The organism is Furfurilactobacillus milii (genome assembly GCF_009864005.1).
Classification (GTDB): Bacteria; Bacillota; Bacilli; order Lactobacillales; family Lactobacillaceae; genus Furfurilactobacillus; species Furfurilactobacillus rossiae_B.
Map to the genome: position 1 here is coordinate 62004 of NZ_WEZQ01000017.1, position 23276 is coordinate 85279.

Sequence of the window (23276 nt, forward strand, 5' to 3'; positions counted from 1 at the left end):
AAACAACAGAAAGGATTCCCAATCATGACTGAACCTAAAGAAATGCACAATGGTGACTTATACTTGCCTGATAACCCAGAAATTCTAGCGATTCAGCAACAGGCCATGGAATTACTCTATGACTACAATGAAACACGCCCTAGTGAACAAGATAAGCGTAATGCCTTACTCAAACAAATGCTGGCTGAGGTGGGCGATGGTTGTTACATTGAACCACCATTTCACGCAAATTTTGGCGGTCATCATGTCCATTTCGGCGATCGCGTATATGCCAACTTTAATTTAACCTTGGTGGACGACACCCACATTTACGTCGGTAGCCACACACTGTTTGGTCCAAACGTGACAATTGCTAGCGCTGGTCACCCGATATTGCCATCTTTGCGAGCAAAAGGCTATCAATACAACATGTCGGTTCACATTGGTGAAAATTGTTGGTTCGGCGCTGGCGCGGTTGTTGTTCCTGGTGTCACTATTGGTGATAATACGGTTATTGGTGCCGGCAGCGTCGTTACCAAAGATATACCTAGTAACGTTGTCGCGGTTGGTAATCCCTGTCGCGTAATGCGTGAAATCAACGATCATGACCGCGAATACTATTTCAAAGATCGGCGAATGGACAGTCAACACTTATCAGACATGCAATAAAAAAGTAGACCACATTGTCACACTCTCTGACTTGGAGGAGTGATTGATGTGGTCTACTTTTTAATATCGTTCGACTGGTTATCCTGTGTCGGTTTAAATTCGAGTAAAACTTCTGGCCTGCCACTGGCCGGAAATTCCATTCCATAGAGACCAAGTTTATGCTGATTTGAAACCTACCACAGTATCAGTTAGAGGGCGTCAACATTGATACCGAACCGTGAAGGCGTTGTTAATTCGAATGATTCTCTCGAATTTACAACACGGACGGTCGTAAAGACTTGCGGTCTTCACAAGGCTTTACGGCGAGGTGAAAGACCGTGAACTTCGGGCTTGAACCGATCCCACGGCGAGTGTGTCAATGTTGACAACCGTACGCAACTTCCGTCTAAATCTCATGCACAACAGGCGTCAAGTTGATATCTTGAAAGGTAATCTTGCTGAGCGATGGATCAATCTTCTTAACCGTCATCGTCAAGCACGTCGAATCTTGCAAGTACATGGTCCGTTTGGACAGATCGTAACCCGTCCAGTACTGTGTGTAATCAGTAACTGCCGTTGCTTCAGGAGTCCGGCTCAGTCCCTTAGGAATCATTACCGTTTTAAAGCAATTATATAAAGTGGTAATGCCTTCATCATCGTTAAATGCATCAATATTATTTTTTACAAACATTGCCCGCACGAATCGCGATGGTGAAGTGAAATCACCAGGGAGTCCAAACATCCCATAACCAGTGCCGGCCTCAATTGGTTTAATTTCAGTGTCGCCCACCTTTGTTGCATGTGAACGGTTTAGATTGTCTAAGGAAATATAGTTTCTGAGGTTTGTCGTGTGGTAATCGTATTCTGGACTATTCGTCATTGCCCCAATGTAATCATAAACTTTGAAAGCACCATGATCAGTGGGTTCAAGCACTACACCAGCACCCGTTTCGTCAACAAACGCATAGTGGGCAGGAATACTCGTTCCATCACCACCATCATCGTACTTCTTGTTGATCAAACCATGTGTTTTAGCAAACTCACGAACATCACTCACGTTTTTACAAGTTGTTAGCACGTTCGTAACGACTTCTTCACCAAGAATCCCTTTCAAACCGCGGGATTTTAGAGAATCAACGTCTGCGTAAGAACATTCCATCAATACCTGTAGATCACCTGTTAAGCCACACTCATTGATGCCATCATACAGTATTGTATTGCCCGCGGTGCCAACACCCACCGTAGCGTAACGACTTTCCCATTCACCACTTTGAGCAGGGACAGCAATGTTTGCAGGAATACTAATAATTTGTGATGGTATGTGGCCGCCCGCCTCCTGGTCATGAAACATGCTGGCCGCAAAATCCATTGTGCGACCCCAGAAATAACCACCTTGCATTGATTTAATCAACATTGATGAGCACATTCGCATTATCTCCTTTGGGTTATTATTAAGCAGTCTAGCACTCAAAGATAAATTTGTTTATCCGTATTTTTAATTCATCGTTGCCATGAAACGCGTTTCACATATTACAATATAAGTACATTTGATAAGGGAGTGACGCCATGATTGATCTAACCACATTGTCAAAAAAACAACTTGATACTGTCGCTGATCGCCTAAATCAGCTTAGCCTTTTCTTAGGCCAACGTGATGTCAATACACTAACAACATCAGCATTACAACAGTTTGGCATCCAGCGGATCGATGCACTGGCCCTCTTTGGTGGCAGTATTCTCGAAGGTGCAAACGTAATGCATGCTGCCATTTCACATCACGTTGCGAAACATTATGTACTCGTGGGTGGCGCTGGTCATACAACACCACTCCTGCGGGCCCAAATGGCTCAGCACGGTATCGTTGCGCCTGAAGACGCAACTGAGGCCGCATTATTTCAACAGTACTTATTGGAAAAGTTTGACGACCACGTTGATTTGCTCGAAACTAAATCAACCAATAGCGGTAACAATGTCACGAATACATTAGCGCTCCTCAAAAACCAGCAGTTGAAAATTAACACCTTGGGTATTATGCAAGACGCCACCATGCAACGCCGCTTAGCTGCCGGTTTCAAAAAGTTTGCCCCACAGATTACGCTGATTAATTACGCAACCTACGCACCGCACATTGTGGTCAAAGATAATCAACTGACGTTTGCGACAACTGCTTTAGGCATATGGACGATGACAGACTTCATTACTCTTCTGTTAGGTGAAGTCGCCCGCCTCCATGATGACGCCAATGGTTACGGACCAAACGGACAAAACTTTATCGCGCATGTTCATGTACCATCAGCCATCATTGATGCAGACGCTTTTCTGCACGAAACGTTGCAAGTTCCAATCAGAAGCGCTAATACTGCTTTTAAATCATCTGTAAAATAAAAGATCACAATTTCAGATGCGCAACCATAGATGACATGTGTTGCGTGACTGAATTGTGATCTTTTTGTAAATGGTTCTGACGCTCCATTATTTGTCACTTTTTAAATAAATTAGTTTAGATTAGAACACCAATTAATCGTGTTTTCTTCGTTTGGAAAATGCCAAACCACCGAACAAGAATCCTAATGACGCGAAACCAATTACAGAAGTTGCTGCATGTTTTTGATTTGTTTTTGGCAAATCATAATTTGACGTACGTGGTGGAAGAACGACACCTGCTCGTTCGTGATGAACCGTCTCAACAGAGTCAGTCTTGATTGCCGCTAGCGGCTTGGTACTATTATCTGCTACCGGAGCAGCAATCTTATAAACATAAATAACGACCTGATTGTTTGATTCGTACAAGCCAGACGCATTCTCTGGTATTTTTTCCAATTGATATACTGTCGACAAACCGGCAACCGGAGCGGTTATATATGATGTTCCTTGTTTGCCAGTCATAACTACAGTTGGAGCGACTTGTTGACCACTATCTGTTACATATTTCACAGTGACCGTTCCCTGTCTTGCATCCAGATTGGGCGAATCACTGCCGTTGTTAGTTGGTGCAATTGTCGGTGGTTCTGGCTTTACTGGCGTTTCTGGTACCGTCGGTTCTGAAGGCATTCCAGGTGTACCGGGTTGTTCAGGCGTAATTGGTGTTTCTGGTGTTGTAGGTGGCACCACTTCATTAATATGATACACAAAGGTCACTTCTACATTAGTTCCGGCGTATTTACCAGAAGTGACTCCCTTTGTCGATTGATAGGTATACCCGTCAATGTCTGGATGTGTCAGGTTGAACGGACTACCGATATCTCCTGTCGACGTCGTGTCCGACTTGATCGTATTACCCTTTTCATCTTGGTAGTGCACCGTGATGGTTGACTGCGCCACCTTATAGACAAAAGTAACCTCTGCTGAATCTTTGGTGTACTTGCCTGATGGCGTACCAGTAGTCGAAACATATTCGTATCCGTCAATATTTGGATGCGTCAGGTTGAACGTACTACCGATATCTCCTGTCGACGTCGTGTCCGGCTTGATCGTATTACCCTTATCATCTTGGTAGTGCACCGTGATGGTTGACTGCGCCACCTTGTAGACAAAAGTGACCTCTGCTGAATCTTTGGTGTACTTACCAGATGGCGTACCGGTAGTCGAAACATATTCGTATCCGTCAATATCTGGATGCGTCAGATTGAAAGCAGTCCCAATTTTACCCGTTGAAGTGGTATCATCCTTGATTGTGTTGCCTTTGTCATCTTTATAATGAATGGTAATTGTTGAGTTGACCTTTTTATACACATAAGTAACAGTTTGTGCCGTGTCTGAAAAGGTACCCTTGTAGTTGGTTGGGGTTGCCGTTAACTCGTAATCCGCTGGAACAGGCGATAACGCCTCTGAAGTGTATGGGTCACCGACTAACCCTGATAATGTCTTATCATCTGCAATACTAGAACCAGCCTCATCCACATACTTTACAGTGACGTCCTTTGCATTCGGTGCAACATCGTAAGGTGTCAAGATAGTGGCCGCCACTAGGCCGTCAGGAGCAAAAAACTGAGAAATCATGTAATAAGTCTTAGGATTGTCTTGTATGAGATACCATGGGGTGCCAAAATCCTTTGCTAAATCCACCTTCAAATCATTTGTCAGATAGTGATCCGTGGGATATCTTGGCGTCTGATCAGGAACCACTTGTACGTGAATGTTCTGATATTTAATGTTTTTACCATCAAATGACGACGGTCCGGCATTTAAAAATGCTCTATAAGTATCTGCCGGTACATTGGGCGACGCTATGGATGTATGAAGAGCAAAATAAATTCCCTTATATTCAGCATACTGGTACGTAATTCCCTGTGCGGGCTTAACTGGATTAACCATTGTATACGTCATGGTATCAGGAATTTTTACCAAAGGTTGTTCAATAATTTGCCCAGAATAATAAAGGCCGTCTGTATATTGGGCAGCATTTAGCGAGGACAGGTCAGCCACATTATTGTTAGGGAAAATCAGCCTAGTTATTTTCTTAAGCCCTGCGATTGGTGTAATATCTGACACACGATTTCCGTTAAACTCTAGCGTCGTTAAATTCACTAAATTCTTCAACGGAGATAAATCAGTGATGTCTCCATGAGTCTGAACTAGCGGGTTTCCATCTACAGGGGTCGAATTCATTTGACGATTAAAATTCAAATCTGTCAAATTTGTGGCATATTGAAGCCCTTCGAGTGAGAAAGAAGTTTTCCCATCAATATATGTTTCATATCCTTGCGTCGTTAATGAGTTGAGTAATAACATATCTGATTGCGTAATGTCGTTCACGCTCGACCATGTTTTCTGACTCCCAGCTTTTTTTCCGACAGTGCGAAGTTCATCTAGAACAATTTTTTGAAGCGTTTTGTTCGGCATCCATTGATCAATAGGCTCAGTGTCGTCAGTCGTCAAAAAGTTTAAAGCCATTGGCCGTACGGCACTCTGTGTACGATTTATCTTCCCCACCGTAGATAAATCACGTGTACTAGTGTCAGATTTACTTATTGCTGAATTGCCGCTTACACTTGCTGTTTCTATATTTTGCCTAATTTCGCTTGGTTTAGCACTTTGAACAGATGTGGCGCTAACCGCACCAAAATTTACTTGACTCGCTTGAACTGACTCTGCGCTTATTCTGCCTTCTGACGATCCAGTAATTTGTTTCGATTCGCTCAATCCATTCACATCTGCAGCAGAACTAGCTGTTTCTTCAGGACTAGGCGCTTTCTCAGTAGAGCCACTTTCGAGAGAATCAACTGATGTAACCGTCTGGGACACAGCATTAGCAGATTCGCTCAGTGGACTTGTCCCACTGTCTTTTGCAATATTTGACTTTTGGTTCAAAGATCCACTACTTGCCTGCGCGCTAGTCGTTGAAATATCTTTCTGAGTTGACGCTGTGTTCACTACTCCGCCGTCACTCCCAACTGGTTTTAGCTCTGCCGACTTCGCATTATTATCAACACCCGTTTTCGGGGTTGAAACTTCATTAGGCGTTGGATTAACCGTGTCACCATAAACACGCGGACTATAACTTAATGTCATCACGGTCGTTGCAATACCGGCAATCATCCACAAGCGACCACTTTTATACATTTTAAAGTGTTTTTTTACCCCTTGATTACTTAACATGGTATTCCTCCCAATAAAAATAGTTAATGCATTAACATTTATTTATGATAATTAGTAAGGACAATAAAGTAACAATTTGAAACTTTAAACTATGAAAAAGTAATATCAATAATGGTTAAGCGCTTACATTACAGCTACATCATAGCATGAATTCAATTATTTTAGCATCTGAAAAACGCGTATAAACGCACTTATAGCAACAGTTTAATCAATTCACAAACATGAACGTAATATTTGGAAATAGTTTCTAGAATTGCTCGAGTTCCAGTAATTAATCTTTTATAGTTGAAGAATAATTAGTAGTGCTGAAAATAAAAAGACGGGCTCTAAAAAGAGACCCGCCTCTGTACGTAAAGACTTTAACTAGTTTAAAATATTCGTCAGGAAACTACTAATAATCAAAGCTACTACGACATAAGCCACGCCAATTATGGCAACTGTCCTTGTCTTAATTTCGGCTAACTTCATGCCACAACACGCTCCTTTGCATCCGACGTCAATTTAACTTTGTTCAACAACAATGAGTTTGCGACCACTGAAAGTGAACTTAGCGCCATCCCCAGCCCAGCTAACTCAGGGCTCAGAGTTAGGCCAAGCGTAGCAAACACGCCAGCGGCAATAGGAATACCAAACGCATTGTAGATAAATGCCCAGAATAAATTCATCTTAATGCGGTTAAACGTTTTCTCACTAAGTGCCAGCGCCTGAACAACGTCTTCTAGATTGTTTTTCACCAACACAATGCCGCCGGATTCAATGGCGATGTCAGTCCCAGAGCCCATCGCAATCCCTACGTCAGCAGTCGTTAACGCTGGCGCATCATTAATGCCATCGCCGACAAACGCGACTGGTCCATTTTTCTGCAGGACCTTCACGTGATCAGCTTTATCACCCGGTAACACATCGGCAATCACGTCATCAATACCGACTTGCTTAGCGATTGCCTCGGCAACCAGCTTGTTATCGCCCGTAAGCATCACGGTTCGCAAGCCCCGCTGTTTGAGCTGTGCGATGGCATTCGTGGAACTCGGTTTTGGTGCATCCTGAATGGCAATCAAACCAATGATTTGGTCATCCAAGCCAACAATCACAACTGTCTTGGCTTCCGTTTGCAACGCTGTCATTCGTTCCCTCAGTTGAGGTCCTAGCTTATGATCTTGGAGTAACTTATCGTTGCCAACAAACGCCAACTTGCCGTCCACCGTTGCCTGAACACCCTTACCTTCAATCGCTTGAAAGTCGGTCGCCTCAACAAATGACAGGCCGTTTGACTCAGCACGCTCCAAAATTGCGCTTGCCAATGGATGTTCTGATGACTTTTCCAAACTTGCGGCCACGCTCAGAACCACCCGTTCATCGCCAATGACGTCTGTCACTTTAGGTTTACCAACCGTGATGGTACCTGTTTTATCAAACACTACCGTTTTCACTTTGTTGGCAGCTTCCAAAGCCTCGCCGTTTTTAATCAGAATCCCTAACTTGGCGCTACGGCCGGTTCCAACCATCAAGGCTGTTGGTGTGGCAATTCCAAGTGCACAGGGACACGCAATGATAAGTACAGCAACCATAAAGATTAAGGCCTGTCCAACGGTAGCGCCAAAGAAAACGTACCATGCCATAAATGTGACAATCGACGTTATCAACACAGCTGGCACAAAAATGTTCGAAATTTTATCGACCATCTTTTCGATTGGTGCATGAGACGTTTGCGCCTTCTTCACCATTTCGACAATTTGCGACAACAAGGTATCTTTGCCCAACTTATTTACTTTAAACATAAACGTCCCAGTGTTGTTCATCGTTGAGCCAATGACAGCATCGCCAACACCTTTTTCGACGGGCATACTTTCACCCGTGACCATAGATTCGTCGAGGGTGGATTTACCTTCTGTAATCACACCGTCAACGGCAACTTTTTGCCCAGGTTTGACACGGATCACATCACCCATCACAACCTGATCCAGCGGAAGCATAACCAGTTTGCCATCGCGGAGCACTTCAGCATCTTTAGCCTGTAAGTCCAGTAATTTCTTAACCGCGCCGTTTGCTGAATGCTTCATCCGCTCTTCAAATACCTGTCCCAGCAGGATCAGTGTCACAACTAGTGCGGCGCTCTCGTAGAACACAGCTTGATGATTTAGCATTGCGTAGATGCTGTAAAGATAGGCTGTCGAAGTACCAATAGCGACGAGCGTATCCATATTGGCATGATGATGTTTAAAGGCTGCCCATGCGCTTTTAATGAATGGTCCAGCAGATACCAGCATCACGGCTGTCGCTAACAAAAACTCTCCCCAGTCACCACCGGGAATGTGATAACCAAATGGTGCCAAAAACATTTCAACGAGCAGTGGCAGTGAAACCACTAATGAAAATACAAAGCGATTTTTATAACTCATCTTGGTGCATCCACCTTTCAATAATTCTTTGTTCAAACGTAATCTTGCCCTCAAATGAACAACACGTTTGCATCAAATGCGTTACTTAACAACCACTTTGCCGTGGAACATGTTCATGCCGCACGCGTAATTGAATTCACCAGCTTTAGAAGTATCAATGTCAATAATCTGATCTTGACCCTGCGGTAGAAACTGATTAATCCCCAAGTCTTCAAACACAACTTGTTCCAAACAGTTAGATGGATCTTTACGATTAAACGTAACTTGCGCCGGAATACCCTTTTTCAAGATCAACGTTGACGGTGTATAGCCACCATCAACACTGACGCGTGCACGCTGTTGTTTTTCTGTTACCTGTGCGTCGACCGCAGCTGATTGATGTTTGCCAAAGAACCACCAACCGATAAACGCTATCAATGTAATTCCGCCAATAAGAACGACTACCTTATCCATAATGCACTGCACCTCTTCATTTCGTTTTACGTTTACGTTTGTAAACCTTAATTAGACAATATCATTTTTGTTTACATTTGTAAACGAGGGAAATCCCTAATTTTCAACAAAAACGAATTTTGAACCAATAATATTGATTAAGTTAAGCAACAAATAAAAAGGCCTCAGTCAATTAATACTAAGACCAATAAACCTTTCACTTACATGCCAAATAATTGAGCATGACTCCCGGTATCCACAATCAACAAAATAAATTTTGCGTCATCGCGTTTGTAAATAAGTAGCCAATCTGTTGACTTAAAAATAACAGGTGTTACAATAAACCTGTTGTTTACAAAGTAACAGTCGGAATCGTAGGTGAATTTCATGAAGTACTCATACCGTCTAAGCGATGGTGTTCACATCCTGGCATACATCAGTATTGCGCCAACAGCCAGTCTTAGTAGTACTAGCATCGCGGCCAGTATCGAAGCCAATCCCAGTGTCGTCCGCAAACTCATGGTGGAGCTCAAAAATGCCGGTTTACTAACGACCAAAAATGGTTCCGCAGAACCTCGTTTGGCACGATCAGCCGATGACATTACGCTACTTGATGTCTATCGGGCTGTTGAAGCTAGCCAAAACATCCTGCACGTCGACCCACGCACCAATATGCAATGTCCCGTCGGCGCTAACATTCAGGAAACATTAAATGGCGTCTACGATCGCGTACAACAAGCCGCCGAACAGGAAATGCAGGCCATTACATTAACCGAAATCATTGATGGCATTCAAGAACGTCTCCGTCAAAGCTTATAACCGTTGACCAATTCAAAAAGGAGTTAATCATTATGAAATACGCAGTTACAGCAGCTACCGGTCATTTGGGCCAAACCATTATTAAAACACTGACACAACTCGTTTCACCTTCTGACATCATCGCCATTGCCAGAAATACAGACAAAGCACATCAAGTGTTGCCAGCCGGTATTGAAGTGCGCCAAGGTGACTATGCTGACCTTGACAGCCTTAAAGCCGCCTTTACCGGTATTGACCGTTTGCTATTTATCTCATCGATTCCTGGCACAGCTGTTCCTCGTCAAACACAGCATGCCAATGTCGTTGAGGCCGCAAAAGCAGCCGACGTTCGCTACATTGCTTACACCAGTTTTGCTAAAGCCGATACCGCTAAATCGCCATTATCTACAGACCACGTGGCCACCGAAAAAATGATTGCCGACAGTGGTATTGCCCACTCCTTCCTCCGCAATGCTTGGTATCTCGAAAACGAAGCCAACTACTTAACGGCCGGTGCTGCAGGTAAGGACATGCTATATGCCGCTGGTGATGGCCGCGTCAGCTATGCATTAGAACGTGAATACGCTGAAGCTGGTGCTAAAGTTTTGACCGCCACATCCACAAAGTCCGTTTATGAATTCGGCGGTCAACCAACGTCATTTCAGGATTTAGCCCATGCTATCCATCAAGTGACCGGCACAACATTCACATTTACCAATGTCTCAACCGCCGATTACAAGCAATCGCTGATTGACAACGGCGTTAATATACAACTAGCCGAGGTTTTGACCAGTATGCAACGTCTCATGGGTAGTGGCGAACTCGATGTTTCTTCGTCAGATTTGGCCGATGTGTTAGGTCACCCTGTGACACCACTAAATGAAGCCGTCAAAGAAGTGCTGTCCAAACAACAGTAGTTTCATCAAAAAGGAGCGCTACTCAAAATGAAATATGTCATAACTGGTGCCACAGGTCACCTGGGCACTCAGATCACTACTGAGCTGACGCGGTTAGTTAATCCTGATGATGTCTCTCTCGGCGTTCACACGCTTAGAAAAGCAATGATGTGGGCGACCCTGGGAATCGATATCAATCAAATCGACTATAACGACGAAAGTAGTTTGACCAAACTACTGGATAATGCTGATGTATTTATTTATGTCCCCAGCAAAAGTCACGATAGCTACAGCCGGGTAACTGAACTTGAACACGTTATCGCGGCGGCACAAAAAGCAAGCGTCAAACAATTGATTGCAATGGGCTTTATTGCCGATCAAGCTAACAATCCGTTTGACCTGTCTGCATTCTATGGGTCCCTGCCAAGACGTTTAGCAGCATCAGGGCTTCATTACACCATTCTGCGAAATGCCTTGTACGCAGATCCACTAATTCCATACTTGCCCGAACTGATTGAACGCCAACATGTCATTTACCCAGTTGATGATCAGTCATTGAGTTTTATTTCGCAAACGGACAGTGCAAAAGCGTTTGCCAAAGTTGCCACCACGCCAAGTTTGCAAAACCACGTTTACACACTGACGCAAGCTCGCAATTATTCGATGCCGGAACTTGCCGCTGTCCTCAGCGACGTATCAGGGCAATCCATTACCTACCAGCCTGTCACAGCCACGGAATTTGAGAAAATGTATAATCAAGGAAACGAAGGCCACATGTTATCTTCCATGTATGCAGGCGGTGCCATGGGTCTGCTCGACACGGTCAGTGATGATTATCAAACAATCATGGGTCATGAGGCGACACCGTTGAAGGAATTTCTTCAACAATCTTATCAGTAGTCACAGCGTCATTTATGCACCAAAAAGCAGCGAGCAAGAAATAATTGCACGCTGCTTTTCGTTAGTTTCACACATTTCGATCAAACTCATTTTATTGGCCGCTAGCATTGAGTTACGCCAGTGCAGACGGTGCCGATAACTGTGGTCCGCGGTGTTCCCGAGCAGCCACCCAGTCGTCATCATTCCACTCTTCTGTGGCACGGCGAGATTGACCGTAATCCCACAATGACTCCCGTTCAAATTCAATCACTTGCCCTGCAGGGCCAACGGAAACCCAGTTGTAGGAGCCGTTCATGTGAGCAAACTTAACCCACAAAATTGGTGTGGCAACCTCATCACCATCGTCGTTAATAAACAGTCGCTCTTGTTCATCAATGCGCATCAGTGACAGTTCTTCCGCATATTCTGAATCCAACGAATCAAAGACATTAAGCGCAATGTCCACGGCCTCAGAATCATCCGGCAATGCATCTGGGCTATCAACAGAAAAATTGTTGTAGCTGATCAAACGACCATCGTCACCGTACACGACTGTGACGTGTGGATTGTTCTGCACAATCTTGTCAGATTGTTGATAGCGAACCACCTCAACGTCTTCCCCATTACGGGAGCGAGTGTCGTGGGCGACTTCTTTAAAACCATCAGGAATTGTTAAATATTCGTTATCTGCATCAAAGTTCTCAACAAATTTGCTCATATTTGATCCTCCCGCTGTCATTTATATGCACAGTTAATGTGGCAATTATTGGGCTCATTACGTCTTATTCATGGACGTAATTGTATTCTAAATCAATCGTTTTATTTGCGCAAGCAACTATATCTTTATTCATCATCGAAAAGTGGCTAACGTTTGGCTGTTAAGTGAACCAACTGCTACCCATTCAAACATCTCAGTTTGAAATTTGCGATTCGAGGTTTGAAATTCGACAGATCAACAGCCAACCATGTATCATAACTTCGAAATCAATTAAATGATTTCACCGTCAGCCAGAAGTTTGTCACTATGTGAAGGAGTGTTTTGTAAATATGGCACAATCATATAAACAGTACGATTTCCCCAAAACGCGTGATCAATTAAATCAATTGATTGCTGACATCAGTCAACTCAAAGTCAATGTTCGCCAGATTCATTGGTACATGCGCGGACCAGAATTTTTCCGCATGCATCCCCAAATGGATGATTACTTAGATCAACTGGATGACATGCTAGATGATATCGCTGAACGGTTGATTCAACTCGGCGGCTCACCTTACTCAACAACACACGAATTCATTGAACATACTGGCTTACCTGATGATAAAACCAGTTGGGGCAGCGCATCATTGCCGGATTACATGCAACAATTATCCGATCAATTTAAGTATCTCCGTGATCAGATTGAATTGGGCATGGAGCTATCCGATGGTGAAAAAGATTGGCCAACTCAAGATATGTTAAATGGCTTTAAGATGAGCGTTGATAAGAACATTTGGATGCTCAACGCATTCTTAGGCAAAGGCGCACAAGAATAATAGGTCAACTCCAACCTAAATGACGGTTAATTGTTTCTTTTACGAGAAGCAATTAACCGTCATTTTTTAATGTTTTCTTGCCGCCCACATGGCCGGTGTCATTCGATACATTGGGTGTTCAAGCCCTGTTGGTGCATAAAATTCTTTGCCATAGTATTCAAAGCCTAGTTTGGCGAGCAATTTTTGCGAACCAATATTATTTGGATTATGACCCATGACGATCTTTTTAGCATTCAGTTCATTAAAACCGTACGTTATCGCTGCTTGGCCTGCTTCCATTCCCACGCCTTGATGCCAAACTGATGCGCGTAAATGAATACCGAATTCAAAAACATTCGGCTCATCTGTTGGCCGCAGTCCACAAGCACCAATAAACGTTCCATCAGCCTTCCAAAAAATTGGCCAATATTGCGCCCCAACTTTGGCTTGTTGTGCCATTTCAGTATTCAGACGTTTGTCCACCTCTTCATCTGAAAATGGGCCTTGATGAATGTATCGAACAACATTGATGTCACCCCAAAGTGTTTGTGCCAATTCCATATCCGTGGATTTCCAATGAGAAAAGCCCAGTCGTGCTGTTGTTAAAAAGAAATTTCGCATAATTGTCGCTACTCGCCTTTGCCTTATTTGATTTCTGTCAAAATTCGCCGTTTGATTTGATCTCTGACAGAACGAAATACTGCCAGTTGCTCTTCTTCGGTACCCACCGCTTGTGCAGGATCCGGTAAGGGCCAGTGCAGCTTTTTCACTGATGGTGGCGTTATTGGGCAACGGTCACGAGCATCACCACACAACGTCACGACCAAATCGCAATGGTTCAAATAATCCACATCAATCAGTTTGGAATACTGGTGCGAAATATCAATTCCCACTTCGTTCATCACGACAACGGCATTGGCGTTTAATCCGTGCATCTCTACTCCAGCACTAGCAACGCGCCGCTTTGGCCCCAATAATTGTCGGGCAATCCCCTCAGCCATCTGGCTACGACATGAATTGCCCGTACATAAAAAATAAATTTGCTTCATAATCAGCTACCAAACCCTTATTTGTAAAAGAGATGGGTAAAATTGCCATCCAACTTCTAGTCGACTGTTTGCCCCTAATTATACGTCTTTATGACAAAAATCACGTTTGCAAAACAAAAATGATTCCGTCCCAAAATATAGGATAGAACCACCTATTTTAATTCCTATTTTCAAAGTAATCCGGTGCATTGATCTACGTTTAAGCTTCGCTGGCCTTTTTGTAGATTTGATACATATCATCTTCGTAAAGCACTTTAGCCGATCCTTTTTTACCCCCAGCAGCAACAGCACAGTTATGAGCTAACGTATGGCACTGATCATCGGTCAATGTGATGCCCAACTCGTTAATTGTCGCAGGCATCCCAATTGCATGGTAAAACTGCACCATTTTTGCAATTCCCGTTAATGCGATCATCTCGCCGCTACCCTTTTCAGTCACGCCCATCACGTTCTGCGCAAAACTGATAAAACGAGGTAAATCATCTTGGTACACATAACGCGCCCATGTCGGCCAAATTGCAGCTAAACCGGCACCATGAGTGATATCAAACATGCCACTCAATTCATGTTCCAACATGTGAGTTGCAAAATCACCACCATCATTGCCACAACCGGTTAAATTATTGTGTGACAGTGAACCAGCCCACATCATTTCGGCACGTGCTTCATATAATTGCGGGTTGGCATGCAAGACCTGCGCGTTTGTCTTCACCGTTCGTAACAATCCTTCCGCAATAGCATCGGTAATCGCCATGTTACCGCCATTAGTGAAGTACCGCTCCATCGTGTGCATCATGATATCCGTTGCTCCACACTCTGTTTGGTAATCTGAAACAGACAGCGTTAATTCAGGATCCATGATGGCAAACCTCGGTCGTGCCAAGTCATCATCATACGCGCGCTTTTCCTTCGTTTTTTCATCCGTAATTACAGACCCCATGCTGGTTTCACTACCAGCTGCCGCAATTGTTAGAACAGAAGCCACTGGCAGGCAAGCTTTGGCAGTACGTTGATGGGCAAATAATGTCCAAACGTCTTCGTTAGGTTCAGCCAGACCATATGCAATCGCTTTGGCTGTATCAATTACGGAGCCGCCACCGACAGCTAGGATAAAGTCAGCACCCATCCGTTTGCCAAGCGTGATGCCTTCATAAACCTTGCTCAAACGTGGATTGGGCACCACACCTCCAAGCATTTTATAGGTCAGACTATCATCCGCCAGTGCCTTCGTAATTACACCCATCAGACCATTTTGACGCACACGGTCGCTACCGTAGACAATCAAAATCTTGTGACCATGATACTTATTAATGTATTTGCCGACCTTACTGGGTGTGTCGCGACCAAACACAACTTCTGTTGGTGAATAAAAATCAAAATTATAAGCCATTATTTTGCCTCTTTCTCGTAATTTGTATCTTCATCATACAAAGAGAGTCGGCTTTAAAATATTATCATTCTGTCTTAAAGTATAACTATTCGGACAAAAATGGGGATAAAAACATGAAGCTAGGCTTTGAACAAGACAACAACGCCGTCGAACAAATTGATGGCATGACGTACACATTTCCTTACACGATGCACCGGCGAGACTTCAGTCAGTTCATTGCGCCTTGGCATTGGCACGAAGAGTTAGAGTTTGACTACGCCTACCAAGGATCGATTATCGTGGAGACACTTAATCAGGTTTACACCATTCATCAAGGTGAGGCCTACTTTATCAATACCAACGTAATGAATACCAAACGAAAAGGACCAGGTCAAAAAAGTGCAATGGAACACGCGCACTTATTCCACCCGATCCTGTTAACTGGCCACTACCGGAGCGTGTTTGAAACCAAATATCTCGACCCGATTCTCAAAAATCTGAGCATTGAAGTCGTGATCATTCGAGAAAGCACTCCAAGCGGTCGGGAATTCTTCAAATTGCTTCAACAACTTACCCAACTGGATGGAAAAGCCGACAATGAATTTCAAATCCGTAATCTGCTGAGTCAGGCGTGGCTTGCCCTGATGGACGAGATCAATACACAGCAACAGCATGCGCTTACAACCACGCCTTACGCTCAAGAACGCATCAAACAAATGATTAGTTTCATGCATCGCCACTTTGATCAAAAAGTAACGGTCGCCGATATTGCCGCTCACGTTGGTGTGAGCGAAAAGGAATGCGGCCGTGCCTTTCATAAGTATTTTCATCAAAGTCCGATTGATTATCTAATTCAATATCGTATTGATCAGGCGAAACAACGTTTGGTAAAAAGCGATGACCCTATCACTACTATTGCCTTATCGGTAGGTTTTAATAACAGTGCCTACTTTACCAAAATTTTTAAACAACGAACCGGACTGACACCTAAAGAATATCGACAAACACAGACAAACAATTAATTTAGCAAGATCAAGAATCGTGATCCATCAATACCTTCATAAACTCGCCGAACGGTCGATCAATCACATGATCCTTTCGGTAAATGAATGACAGCGGGATGGTCGCAAATTGCTTTGGCAATGGCATCATACTCATTGCACGGTCATCCACAAATGGCCGTGCCACATCTTTGGGGACAACGCTGACACCGAGTCCTGCACTGACACTCGCTAAAATTGCATTAAGATAGTTAAATTCGATTGGACGTTGAACAGTCACACGCCGATAACTGAGCCAAGTTTCCAATGTCTTTCGATAGACACACCCTTGTGGGAATACCAGTAACGATGCCGTTTTTAAATCGGGTCGCTCATCGTTGGCACTGATTAAACACAGTTCTTCAGTCGCTAACGGAATTTTGCACAATGCAGGATCGTCAACTTCACCACCAATAACTGCACCACTGAGTCGATAATCCAGCACCCGTTCAAGATTCTCGTTTGTATTGCCAGTTTCGATTGTTAATTTAACCTTCGAAAACGCTTGATGATATTTCGTTAAAATTGGAGGCAAGTATGTTGTGGATGCAGGTTGAAGCGTCCCAATCCGTAGATCACCGTTCACAATATCGGGACTTTTCATAAAATGAATCGTATCTTCCGTCAAATCAACGATTCGCACTGCACGTTGGTAAAATGACTTACCAGCAGATGTCAGCACAACACCACGGTTTGTCCTGTAAAAAATCGACGTTTGCAGGCTATTTTCCAGTTGATGAACCTTAGCTGAAATATTGGATTGGGCATACCCCAACCGCTCTCCTGCCCCAGAAAAAGTTCCTGTTTGCACAATGGCAATAATCATTTTAAACGTCTCAATGTTCATTTAATGGCCTCTCTGATATCACTATTTTATATAGATGTGTTCTTATTTTCGTAGTTTATTATATATCTAATTCTCGCTAGAATGAGCTTGAACATAAAAGAGGAGGACATATAATGACAGTTAAAATTGGTATTAACGGTTTCGGTCGTATCGGCCGTTTAGCCTTTCGTCGTATTGCTGACTTACAGGCACAAGGTCAAACGAATCTTGAAGTTGTCGCGATTAATGATCTAACATCCGCACACATGTTGGCACATCTTTTAAAATATGACACACGTCACGGCAACTTTAAAATCGACACTATCCATGACGACGGCAATGCCATTGTGGTGGATAATCATAAGATTCCAGTCTATGCCGAACCTCATGCAGAAAAACTACCATGGGTCGCAAATGATGGCGTTGATATTGTGCTTGAATGTACCGGCTTTTACACCTCAGCCGAAAAAGCGCAGGCTCACCTCACAGCCGGCGCTAAACGCGTGTTGATTTCTGCGCCAGCGGGTGACATGCCGACAATCGTGTATGGCGTCAATAATCAGGTGCTCACTAGTGATGTTCGCATCGCATCAGCTGGTTCATGCACAACCAATTGTATTGCACTGCTTGCAAACGCCGTTAACTCAGAGTTTGGCATCAATTCCGGCACGATGACAACAATTCACGCCTACACGGCCTCACAAATGTTACAGGATGGACCCGATCGCCACGATAATGTTCGTAATGCTCGCGCAGCGGCGGAAAACATCATTCCACATTCAACGGGCGCAGCAAAAGCTATCGGCAATGTTATTCCTGAACTGAATGGCAAGCTGGATGGCCATGCTCAGCGAGTACCCGTTATCGCTGGTTCCGTTACAGAACTAGTTGCCACGCTTAAACAAGAAGTCACTGCGGATCAAGTCAACACAGCCGTTAAAACTCATACGAATGACAGTGCGTCGTTCGGTTATAATAACGACGGAATCGTCTCTTCGGATATTATCGGAACTTCTTACGGTGCCATTTTCGATCCAGGCCAAACTCAAGTAACCGGCCACGGTGCTGGTCAGTTAGTAAAAACGGTCGCCTGGTATGACAACGAATCCGGCTTTACGGCACAAATGGTTCGGTCGCTAGAATTATTAGGCGATTTAAACTAATAGAATTTTTTCGCTTGAACCCAATCTTTTACAAGACAGTGCGGCAAAAGTGTTGATCCTTTGTTAAAGCTAGTAGACAACAATAAAGCCGATTGTCTTTAAACAAAAAACGACTAGAAATTGCTTCGAGAGGCAATTTCTAGTCGTTTTTATTAAGGTTACTTTTTATCAATTACCGATAAACAGATCGGTTTCCTCAGAGACAGTTTCCATCAACTGATCATAAAGCTCGTCTTCCACGTACAGCCTCCTGAGATTGTTTCCCGCTGGCATTGCATCGAACAATTCTTGCCGTGCTTTCGGCCATTATTAAAAGACCCCTAACCTAATCCAGATTGGGGGTCAATATTAATTATTTGCTTTAGTCTACTGCGTCAATTCTGCTACTTTTGCATTTATATCTGTAATTACTTGGTTAGGCTCATCTACATCTAACACTAACCGGGAAAATTTTTCATTTTGTAGCGAAATCACAATTGCTGCTTTACTTCGGTCAAAATTGTAAAAGTAATCCTGACCTTTGCTACTGAACGTCCCTACCTTCTTGTTAATGCCGCCATATCCTAGTTTGCGCCAAACAAACTGATTATCCTCGCCATTATCCAAGCTTGCATCGACTACATGATGTAACGGAATTTTCAAACGGTTCTCGAACCCAAGCACTTTATCGATACCAACAGGCTCTACGAGTAATTGATCATCTTCGAAACTAACTTTATTGCTAGCCATCGTCTTGTCCTCCATACTACTGCACCACTCTGCCAACATGTTACGAAGAAAGTATAGGGCCTTTCATAATAAAAGACAATATCAATTTTATGCATCTGAGCAACGGTGCATTTTTCCATAAAATAGCGTCCTTATAACGCTGAACAACTTCATCTTTCCATAAAAAAAAAGACTCCCAAAAGTGAAAATAACCACTTTCGAGAGCCTACTCTCTACACACGTAATGCGCTTCAACTGCTTAAATTTCCTGACGGGCTGGCCGAACAATAACTTCACTGATTGCAACGTGCTTTGGTTGATCAATAGCTAACAACACTGTGTTTGCGATGTCAGCTGGCGCCAATGTCAGTTCATCTTCTTGAGGCGCGCCAAACATTGGCTGTAGCGCTGCCTCCACGTTAGCATTACCGATTGTCTTAGACAATTCTGTCCGCACTACGCCTGGGGGACACGATTGTGGAACGAATGCCATTGTTCTTTTCTTCCTGCCGCAAGCCTTCCATAATGGTCCGCACCGCGGATTTGGTACCGTTATAAACAGGGTCCTTTTGTATGCGTCTATATGTTAGCTGAATTTATATTGCTGAATTTTATTATATTCGTCCTCGTTATTTTCTACCGTATTACGCAGATCTATATCATTTTGCATATTTAAAAAGTACTGGTCTGATACTCCAAAAAAACGTCCCAGTCTGATTGACGTGTCAACTGTGATTTCTCTACGATCATGCAAGATATCTTGTATTCTTGACGTTGGCACATTAAGTTCCTTAGCCAGCGCATATGCAGAAAGGTTTACTGGCGCCATAAACTCTTCTTTCAAAATCTCGCTAATTTTGGGAGTTGGAATTCTACTCATTTTTTTATTCCTCTCAACGGTGGTAATCAACGATTTCCACATCATTAAAATCATTTTGATTCTCAACCGAAAAGCAAATTCGATACTGTTTATTGATTTTAATGCTGTACTGTCCTTCACGATTACCAACTAATTCTTCTAAGTGATTTGCAGGCGGAATCCTAAGATCATTAATAGTAGTAGCGTTATCTAACATGACTAATTTCCGTAACGCAATTTTTTGAATAGACTGCGGTAACTTTTTTGAGAATTCCTGATTAAAAACTTTTTGAGACTCTTTATTGGCAAAGGATCTTATCATAGGATTTTCCTAGCATCTTTTTAGCTGAACTATACACGTTTCCCGTGTATACGTCAACAATATTCAACTTGCACTACAAATAGAAAAACAAAAGGTCCCATGATGTCAAAGAAACAACATCGTGGGACTAAATTATGGACAATTAAACATTGAAAACACTAAATCAGGACACGCTCTTCGGGTTTTATCATACACAATATCCCTTTGTTCAGATGCCTAAACTTCCTGGCGAGCAGGTCGAACAATAACTTCACTGACCGCAACATGCTTAGGCTGATCGATAGCAAACAACACTGCATTTGCGATATCGGCCGGTGCCAATGTCAATCCTTCTTCTTGTGGTGCACCAAAAATTGGCTGTAGCGCTGCCTCCACGTTAGCGTTACCGATTGTCCTAGACAATTCTGTCCGCACTGCGCCTGGAGACACAATTGTGGAACGAATGCCATTGTTCTTTTCTTCCTGCCGCAAGCCTTCCATAATTGCCCGCACAGCATATTTAGTACCGTTATAAACAGCAGATGCTGGATAGACAACATGACCGGCGACAGAATCTGTCGTGATAATTAGGCCATCCTGTTGTTTTTGCATAATTGGTAAAACTTCGCCAATGCCATTCAGTACGCCCATAATATTAACGTTGATTTCTGCTTGCCAACGGTCATAATCGCGATCACTCAGGTTGCCCTGCGGCATAATCCCTGCATTATTGTAAAGCGCGTCAATCCGCCCAAATTTATCCACGGCAAGTTTGAACAACGCAGCGACCTCTTGCCGATTAGTAACATCTGTTACCTGATAAACTGCATTCTCGCCGATGCTATCAGCGAGTTGTGCCAAACGTTCTTCACGACGCGCACCTAAGACAACCTTGGCACCCTTGCTGGCCAATAATTTAGCGGTGGCTTCGCCAATACCACTGGATGCACCTGTAATTACTACAACTTTATTTTCAATACTCATAATATTCCTCCATTAATTGCTATTAATTTTTAATTTTGTCGTCCAGCGTCGCCGCCATCAAATAGCGGACAATACCCATGTGTTTGATTATCTTGCTATTTTATTAATGCTACTCAACGGTTTTTATCACTTTGGCAGGCACCCCAGCAACGATCGCATTATCCGGCACATTATGTGTCACAACCGCGCCCGCGGCAACAATTGCGTTTTTACCTACTGAAACACCTGGTAAAATAAGCGCCTTTGCGCCGATCCATGCATTTTGATGAACATACACTGGAGATAACTCCAGACCATGTCGATTATTAGGATCTTGAGGGTGATTAACACTGATTAAACTGGCACCCGGACCGATAAGGACATCATCCTCAATGACAATGCCACCCAAATCCGTGAACATAACCCCGCTATTAACAAAAACGTTTTTACCGAAGATAATTCGTCGTCCATAGTCCGTATAAAACGGCAAACGCACCTCAACAGACTGGTCAACTGGTTGGCCGATGATCTTGTTCAACAATCTTCGGGCCTGATCGGGATCGTTGACTCGGTTGTTCAGCTGTTGCAGCGTCATCTGATTTTCTGCATTAACCTTATCAATCTGTTTATATTCTTCATCAGTTACAGCAAGCTTTTTTAAAACCATTTTTGCCTCTCTTTCATTCCATCCAACGAGGTTTATCGCCATCGGTATTCGGTTTATTTACACCGACGCTAGCTCGCTGACCTAAGTCGGGATTGTCAATCAACTTAAAGACAAAATCTGCGACACTCTTCCGAGATACTTCCGTACCTTTAAAATCCTCACCACGCTGGGTGGTTTCATAATCAATTTCATCTTCATCAGTCAGCCAAGCCGGTCTAATCTCCGTATAGTTGACACCCGAATCCTGAATCAACTGATCTGATTCTCTAAATCCAGGTAGATAAGCGGCGATAGCCTGTTCATTCCAACTTCCAAAATTGCCCTTAACTTCATAATTGGCACCCAATGCACTAATAAAAATCAACCGCTGTTTGTTCTCGGCAGCCATTGCTTTTAAAATGCTTTGCGTCTGCACTGCTAGGTCGGTGCCACCAACGTTTGAATAGACGATATCAACTTTCTGCATTGCTTGCCGTAACCGGTCTTGATCAAGTACATCGCCATCAATTACAGTCACCCGGTCATTACCTTGATACTGTGCCAAACGTGAAGCATGGCGTAAAAATAGGATCAGTTTGTCGTCGGTCTCATTTAGTAACCGCTGAATTAGAATCTGTGCTGTCCCACCGTTTGCTCCTAAAATTAAAATTGTCTTCATTTTATTATTCCTTTCTTCTGTCCTTGTCCCTTGGCAATACACATAAGGTCGATTGTTGTGCTGCCACGTTAACCATCCCCGCTAAATAGGGACTATTCGTATATTTCGCTTGATAGGCCATGTTAACCGTCTGGATAATGTTTGGGTCCATAATCGGTTTAAATAAAATGTGGTAATTGCGGCCTGCTAAATGCATTCGCCCGGCCCCTTGTTCCACTGCCGAGCGATACCAACTTGATTGCGTCCCATGCCACGCACGTACATATAGCGCACGGTTGGCAGTAACTGACCATATCCACAATGGCGTACCATAAGTTTTGCCATCACCATAAAATGGTGAGATTTGCATATCGTTTGCGCTGGCAAAGGCAGTTAATTGCTGAGTCGTCCAGTGCAGATTTTCATTCACAAGGGTTGTCATTTCTAACTCCTTTTTTCAAACGTAAAGTCATTTACATTCTTGCCATCTGGCAATAAAGTTATCCTAAGGCTTGACTAGATATATGTCTAATGCCTAATATAAATCTATACA

Annotated in this window: 24 protein-coding genes and 1 pseudogene; 8 read left to right on the forward strand and 17 right to left on the reverse strand. The window is 43.4% G+C overall.

Translation table 11 applies throughout. From position 1 onward, the window contains the following. Positions 1-24 precede the first annotated feature (24 nt). The gene (locus tag GB993_RS08975; protein ID WP_161004012.1) at positions 25-648 is read left to right on the forward strand and encodes a sugar O-acetyltransferase; all 624 of its coding nucleotides are present in this window, start codon (positions 25-27) and stop codon (positions 646-648) included. A 385-nt stretch (positions 649-1033) separates the two neighbouring features. On the opposite strand, the gene GB993_RS08980 is transcribed toward GB993_RS08975, so the two are convergent. After that, positions 1034-2053 carry a linear amide C-N hydrolase gene (locus tag GB993_RS08980; RefSeq protein ID WP_161004013.1) on the reverse strand — a complete coding sequence of 340 codons (1020 nt, stop codon included), beginning with the start codon at positions 2051-2053 and terminating at the stop codon, positions 1034-1036. Positions 2054-2193: 140 nt separating this feature from the next. On the opposite strand from GB993_RS08980, the gene GB993_RS08985 reads away from it, so the two are divergent. Further along, the gene (locus GB993_RS08985; RefSeq protein ID WP_161004014.1) at positions 2194-3012 is read left to right on the forward strand and encodes a YdcF family protein; all 819 of its coding nucleotides are present in this window, start codon (positions 2194-2196) and stop codon (positions 3010-3012) included. 132 nt (positions 3013-3144) lie between these two features. Here the strand turns inward: GB993_RS08985 and GB993_RS08990 are convergent, their stop codons facing one another. The 3 genes from GB993_RS08990 to GB993_RS09000 form a co-directional block, all read right to left on the reverse strand. After that, the gene (locus tag GB993_RS08990; protein WP_161004015.1) at positions 3145-6225 is read right to left on the reverse strand and encodes a MucBP domain-containing protein; all 3081 of its coding nucleotides are present in this window, start codon (positions 6223-6225) and stop codon (positions 3145-3147) included. A gap of 464 nt (positions 6226-6689) precedes the next feature. Further along, a complete protein-coding gene (locus tag GB993_RS08995) occupies positions 6690-8624 on the reverse strand; it encodes a copper-translocating P-type ATPase (protein ID WP_161004016.1) in 1935 nt (644 codons plus the stop codon). An 81-nt stretch (positions 8625-8705) separates the two neighbouring features. After that, positions 8706-9077: a cupredoxin domain-containing protein gene (locus tag GB993_RS09000; protein ID WP_161004017.1), complete on the reverse strand. Its 372-nt coding sequence runs from the start codon at positions 9075-9077 to the stop codon at positions 8706-8708. A 366-nt stretch (positions 9078-9443) separates the two neighbouring features. Here GB993_RS09000 and GB993_RS09005 point away from each other — a divergent pair, with 366 nt between their 5' ends. The 3 genes from GB993_RS09005 to GB993_RS09015 are packed head-to-tail and all read left to right on the forward strand — an operon-like array spanning position 9444 to position 11650. Further along, a complete protein-coding gene (locus tag GB993_RS09005) occupies positions 9444-9875 on the forward strand; it encodes an Rrf2 family transcriptional regulator (RefSeq protein ID WP_161004018.1) in 432 nt (143 codons plus the stop codon). Between the two features lie 32 nt (positions 9876-9907). After that, positions 9908-10771, forward strand: coding sequence for an SDR family oxidoreductase (locus GB993_RS09010; protein WP_161004019.1), 864 nt, complete (start codon positions 9908-9910; stop codon positions 10769-10771). 27 nt (positions 10772-10798) lie between these two features. Then, positions 10799-11650, forward strand: a complete 852-nt coding sequence (locus tag GB993_RS09015) for an SDR family oxidoreductase (protein WP_161004020.1) — start codon at positions 10799-10801, stop codon at positions 11648-11650. Between the two features lie 112 nt (positions 11651-11762). Here GB993_RS09015 and GB993_RS09020 read toward each other — a convergent pair whose 3' ends face one another. After that, the gene (locus GB993_RS09020) at positions 11763-12347 is read right to left on the reverse strand and encodes a hypothetical protein (protein WP_161004021.1); all 585 of its coding nucleotides are present in this window, start codon (positions 12345-12347) and stop codon (positions 11763-11765) included. Positions 12348-12676: 329 nt separating this feature from the next. On the opposite strand from GB993_RS09020, the gene GB993_RS09025 reads away from it, so the two are divergent. Continuing rightward, on the forward strand, positions 12677-13162 hold the full coding sequence (locus GB993_RS09025; RefSeq protein WP_161004022.1) for a Dps family protein: 486 nt from the start codon (positions 12677-12679) through the stop codon (positions 13160-13162). 66 nt (positions 13163-13228) lie between these two features. Here the strand turns inward: GB993_RS09025 and GB993_RS09030 are convergent, their stop codons facing one another. The 3 genes from GB993_RS09030 to GB993_RS09040 all read right to left on the reverse strand — a co-directional run bounded on the left by GB993_RS09030 (position 13229) and on the right by GB993_RS09040 (position 15580). After that, the gene (locus GB993_RS09030) at positions 13229-13762 is read right to left on the reverse strand and encodes a GNAT family N-acetyltransferase (protein ID WP_161004023.1); all 534 of its coding nucleotides are present in this window, start codon (positions 13760-13762) and stop codon (positions 13229-13231) included. Positions 13763-13785: 23 nt separating this feature from the next. Further along, the gene (gene arsC / locus GB993_RS09035) at positions 13786-14190 is read right to left on the reverse strand and encodes an arsenate reductase (thioredoxin) (protein ID WP_161004024.1); all 405 of its coding nucleotides are present in this window, start codon (positions 14188-14190) and stop codon (positions 13786-13788) included. A 199-nt stretch (positions 14191-14389) separates the two neighbouring features. Continuing rightward, positions 14390-15580 carry an iron-containing alcohol dehydrogenase gene (locus GB993_RS09040; RefSeq protein ID WP_161004025.1) on the reverse strand — a complete coding sequence of 397 codons (1191 nt, stop codon included), beginning with the start codon at positions 15578-15580 and terminating at the stop codon, positions 14390-14392. A gap of 113 nt (positions 15581-15693) precedes the next feature. Between GB993_RS09040 and GB993_RS13070 the strand changes: the two genes are divergently transcribed. Next, positions 15694-16581: an AraC family transcriptional regulator gene (locus tag GB993_RS13070; RefSeq protein ID WP_161004026.1), complete on the forward strand. Its 888-nt coding sequence runs from the start codon at positions 15694-15696 to the stop codon at positions 16579-16581. A gap of 10 nt (positions 16582-16591) precedes the next feature. On the opposite strand, the gene GB993_RS09050 is transcribed toward GB993_RS13070, so the two are convergent. Continuing rightward, positions 16592-17446: a LysR family transcriptional regulator gene (locus GB993_RS09050; RefSeq protein WP_161004027.1), complete on the reverse strand. Its 855-nt coding sequence runs from the start codon at positions 17444-17446 to the stop codon at positions 16592-16594. Between the two features lie 113 nt (positions 17447-17559). On the opposite strand from GB993_RS09050, the gene gap reads away from it, so the two are divergent. Continuing rightward, on the forward strand, positions 17560-18588 hold the full coding sequence (gap, locus tag GB993_RS09055; protein ID WP_161004028.1) for a type I glyceraldehyde-3-phosphate dehydrogenase: 1029 nt from the start codon (positions 17560-17562) through the stop codon (positions 18586-18588). Between the two features lie 366 nt (positions 18589-18954). Here the strand turns inward: gap and GB993_RS09060 are convergent, their stop codons facing one another. From GB993_RS09060 to GB993_RS09095, 8 genes and pseudogenes are all read right to left on the reverse strand, one after another. Further along, the gene (locus GB993_RS09060) at positions 18955-19317 is read right to left on the reverse strand and encodes a hypothetical protein (RefSeq protein WP_161004029.1); all 363 of its coding nucleotides are present in this window, start codon (positions 19315-19317) and stop codon (positions 18955-18957) included. A gap of 238 nt (positions 19318-19555) precedes the next feature. Next, positions 19556-19856, reverse strand: a pseudogene (locus GB993_RS09065) (SDR family oxidoreductase); the annotation flags it as partial. Between the two features lie 26 nt (positions 19857-19882). Then, positions 19883-20176 carry a HigA family addiction module antitoxin gene (locus GB993_RS09070; protein ID WP_017260413.1) on the reverse strand — a complete coding sequence of 98 codons (294 nt, stop codon included), beginning with the start codon at positions 20174-20176 and terminating at the stop codon, positions 19883-19885. 13 nt (positions 20177-20189) lie between these two features. Further along, complete coding sequence (locus GB993_RS09075) at positions 20190-20477, reverse strand: type II toxin-antitoxin system RelE/ParE family toxin (RefSeq protein ID WP_161004030.1); 288 nt, start codon at positions 20475-20477, stop codon at positions 20190-20192. A gap of 216 nt (positions 20478-20693) precedes the next feature. Next, complete coding sequence (locus GB993_RS09080) at positions 20694-21440, reverse strand: SDR family oxidoreductase (protein WP_161004031.1); 747 nt, start codon at positions 21438-21440, stop codon at positions 20694-20696. A 109-nt stretch (positions 21441-21549) separates the two neighbouring features. After that, on the reverse strand, positions 21550-22086 hold the full coding sequence (locus GB993_RS09085; RefSeq protein WP_161004032.1) for a DapH/DapD/GlmU-related protein: 537 nt from the start codon (positions 22084-22086) through the stop codon (positions 21550-21552). A 13-nt stretch (positions 22087-22099) separates the two neighbouring features. Continuing rightward, complete coding sequence (locus GB993_RS09090; protein WP_161004033.1) at positions 22100-22744, reverse strand: SDR family oxidoreductase; 645 nt, start codon at positions 22742-22744, stop codon at positions 22100-22102. A gap of 4 nt (positions 22745-22748) precedes the next feature. Beyond that, the gene (locus tag GB993_RS09095) at positions 22749-23165 is read right to left on the reverse strand and encodes a DUF2255 family protein (RefSeq protein ID WP_161004034.1); all 417 of its coding nucleotides are present in this window, start codon (positions 23163-23165) and stop codon (positions 22749-22751) included. Positions 23166-23276: the final 111 nt, after the last annotated feature.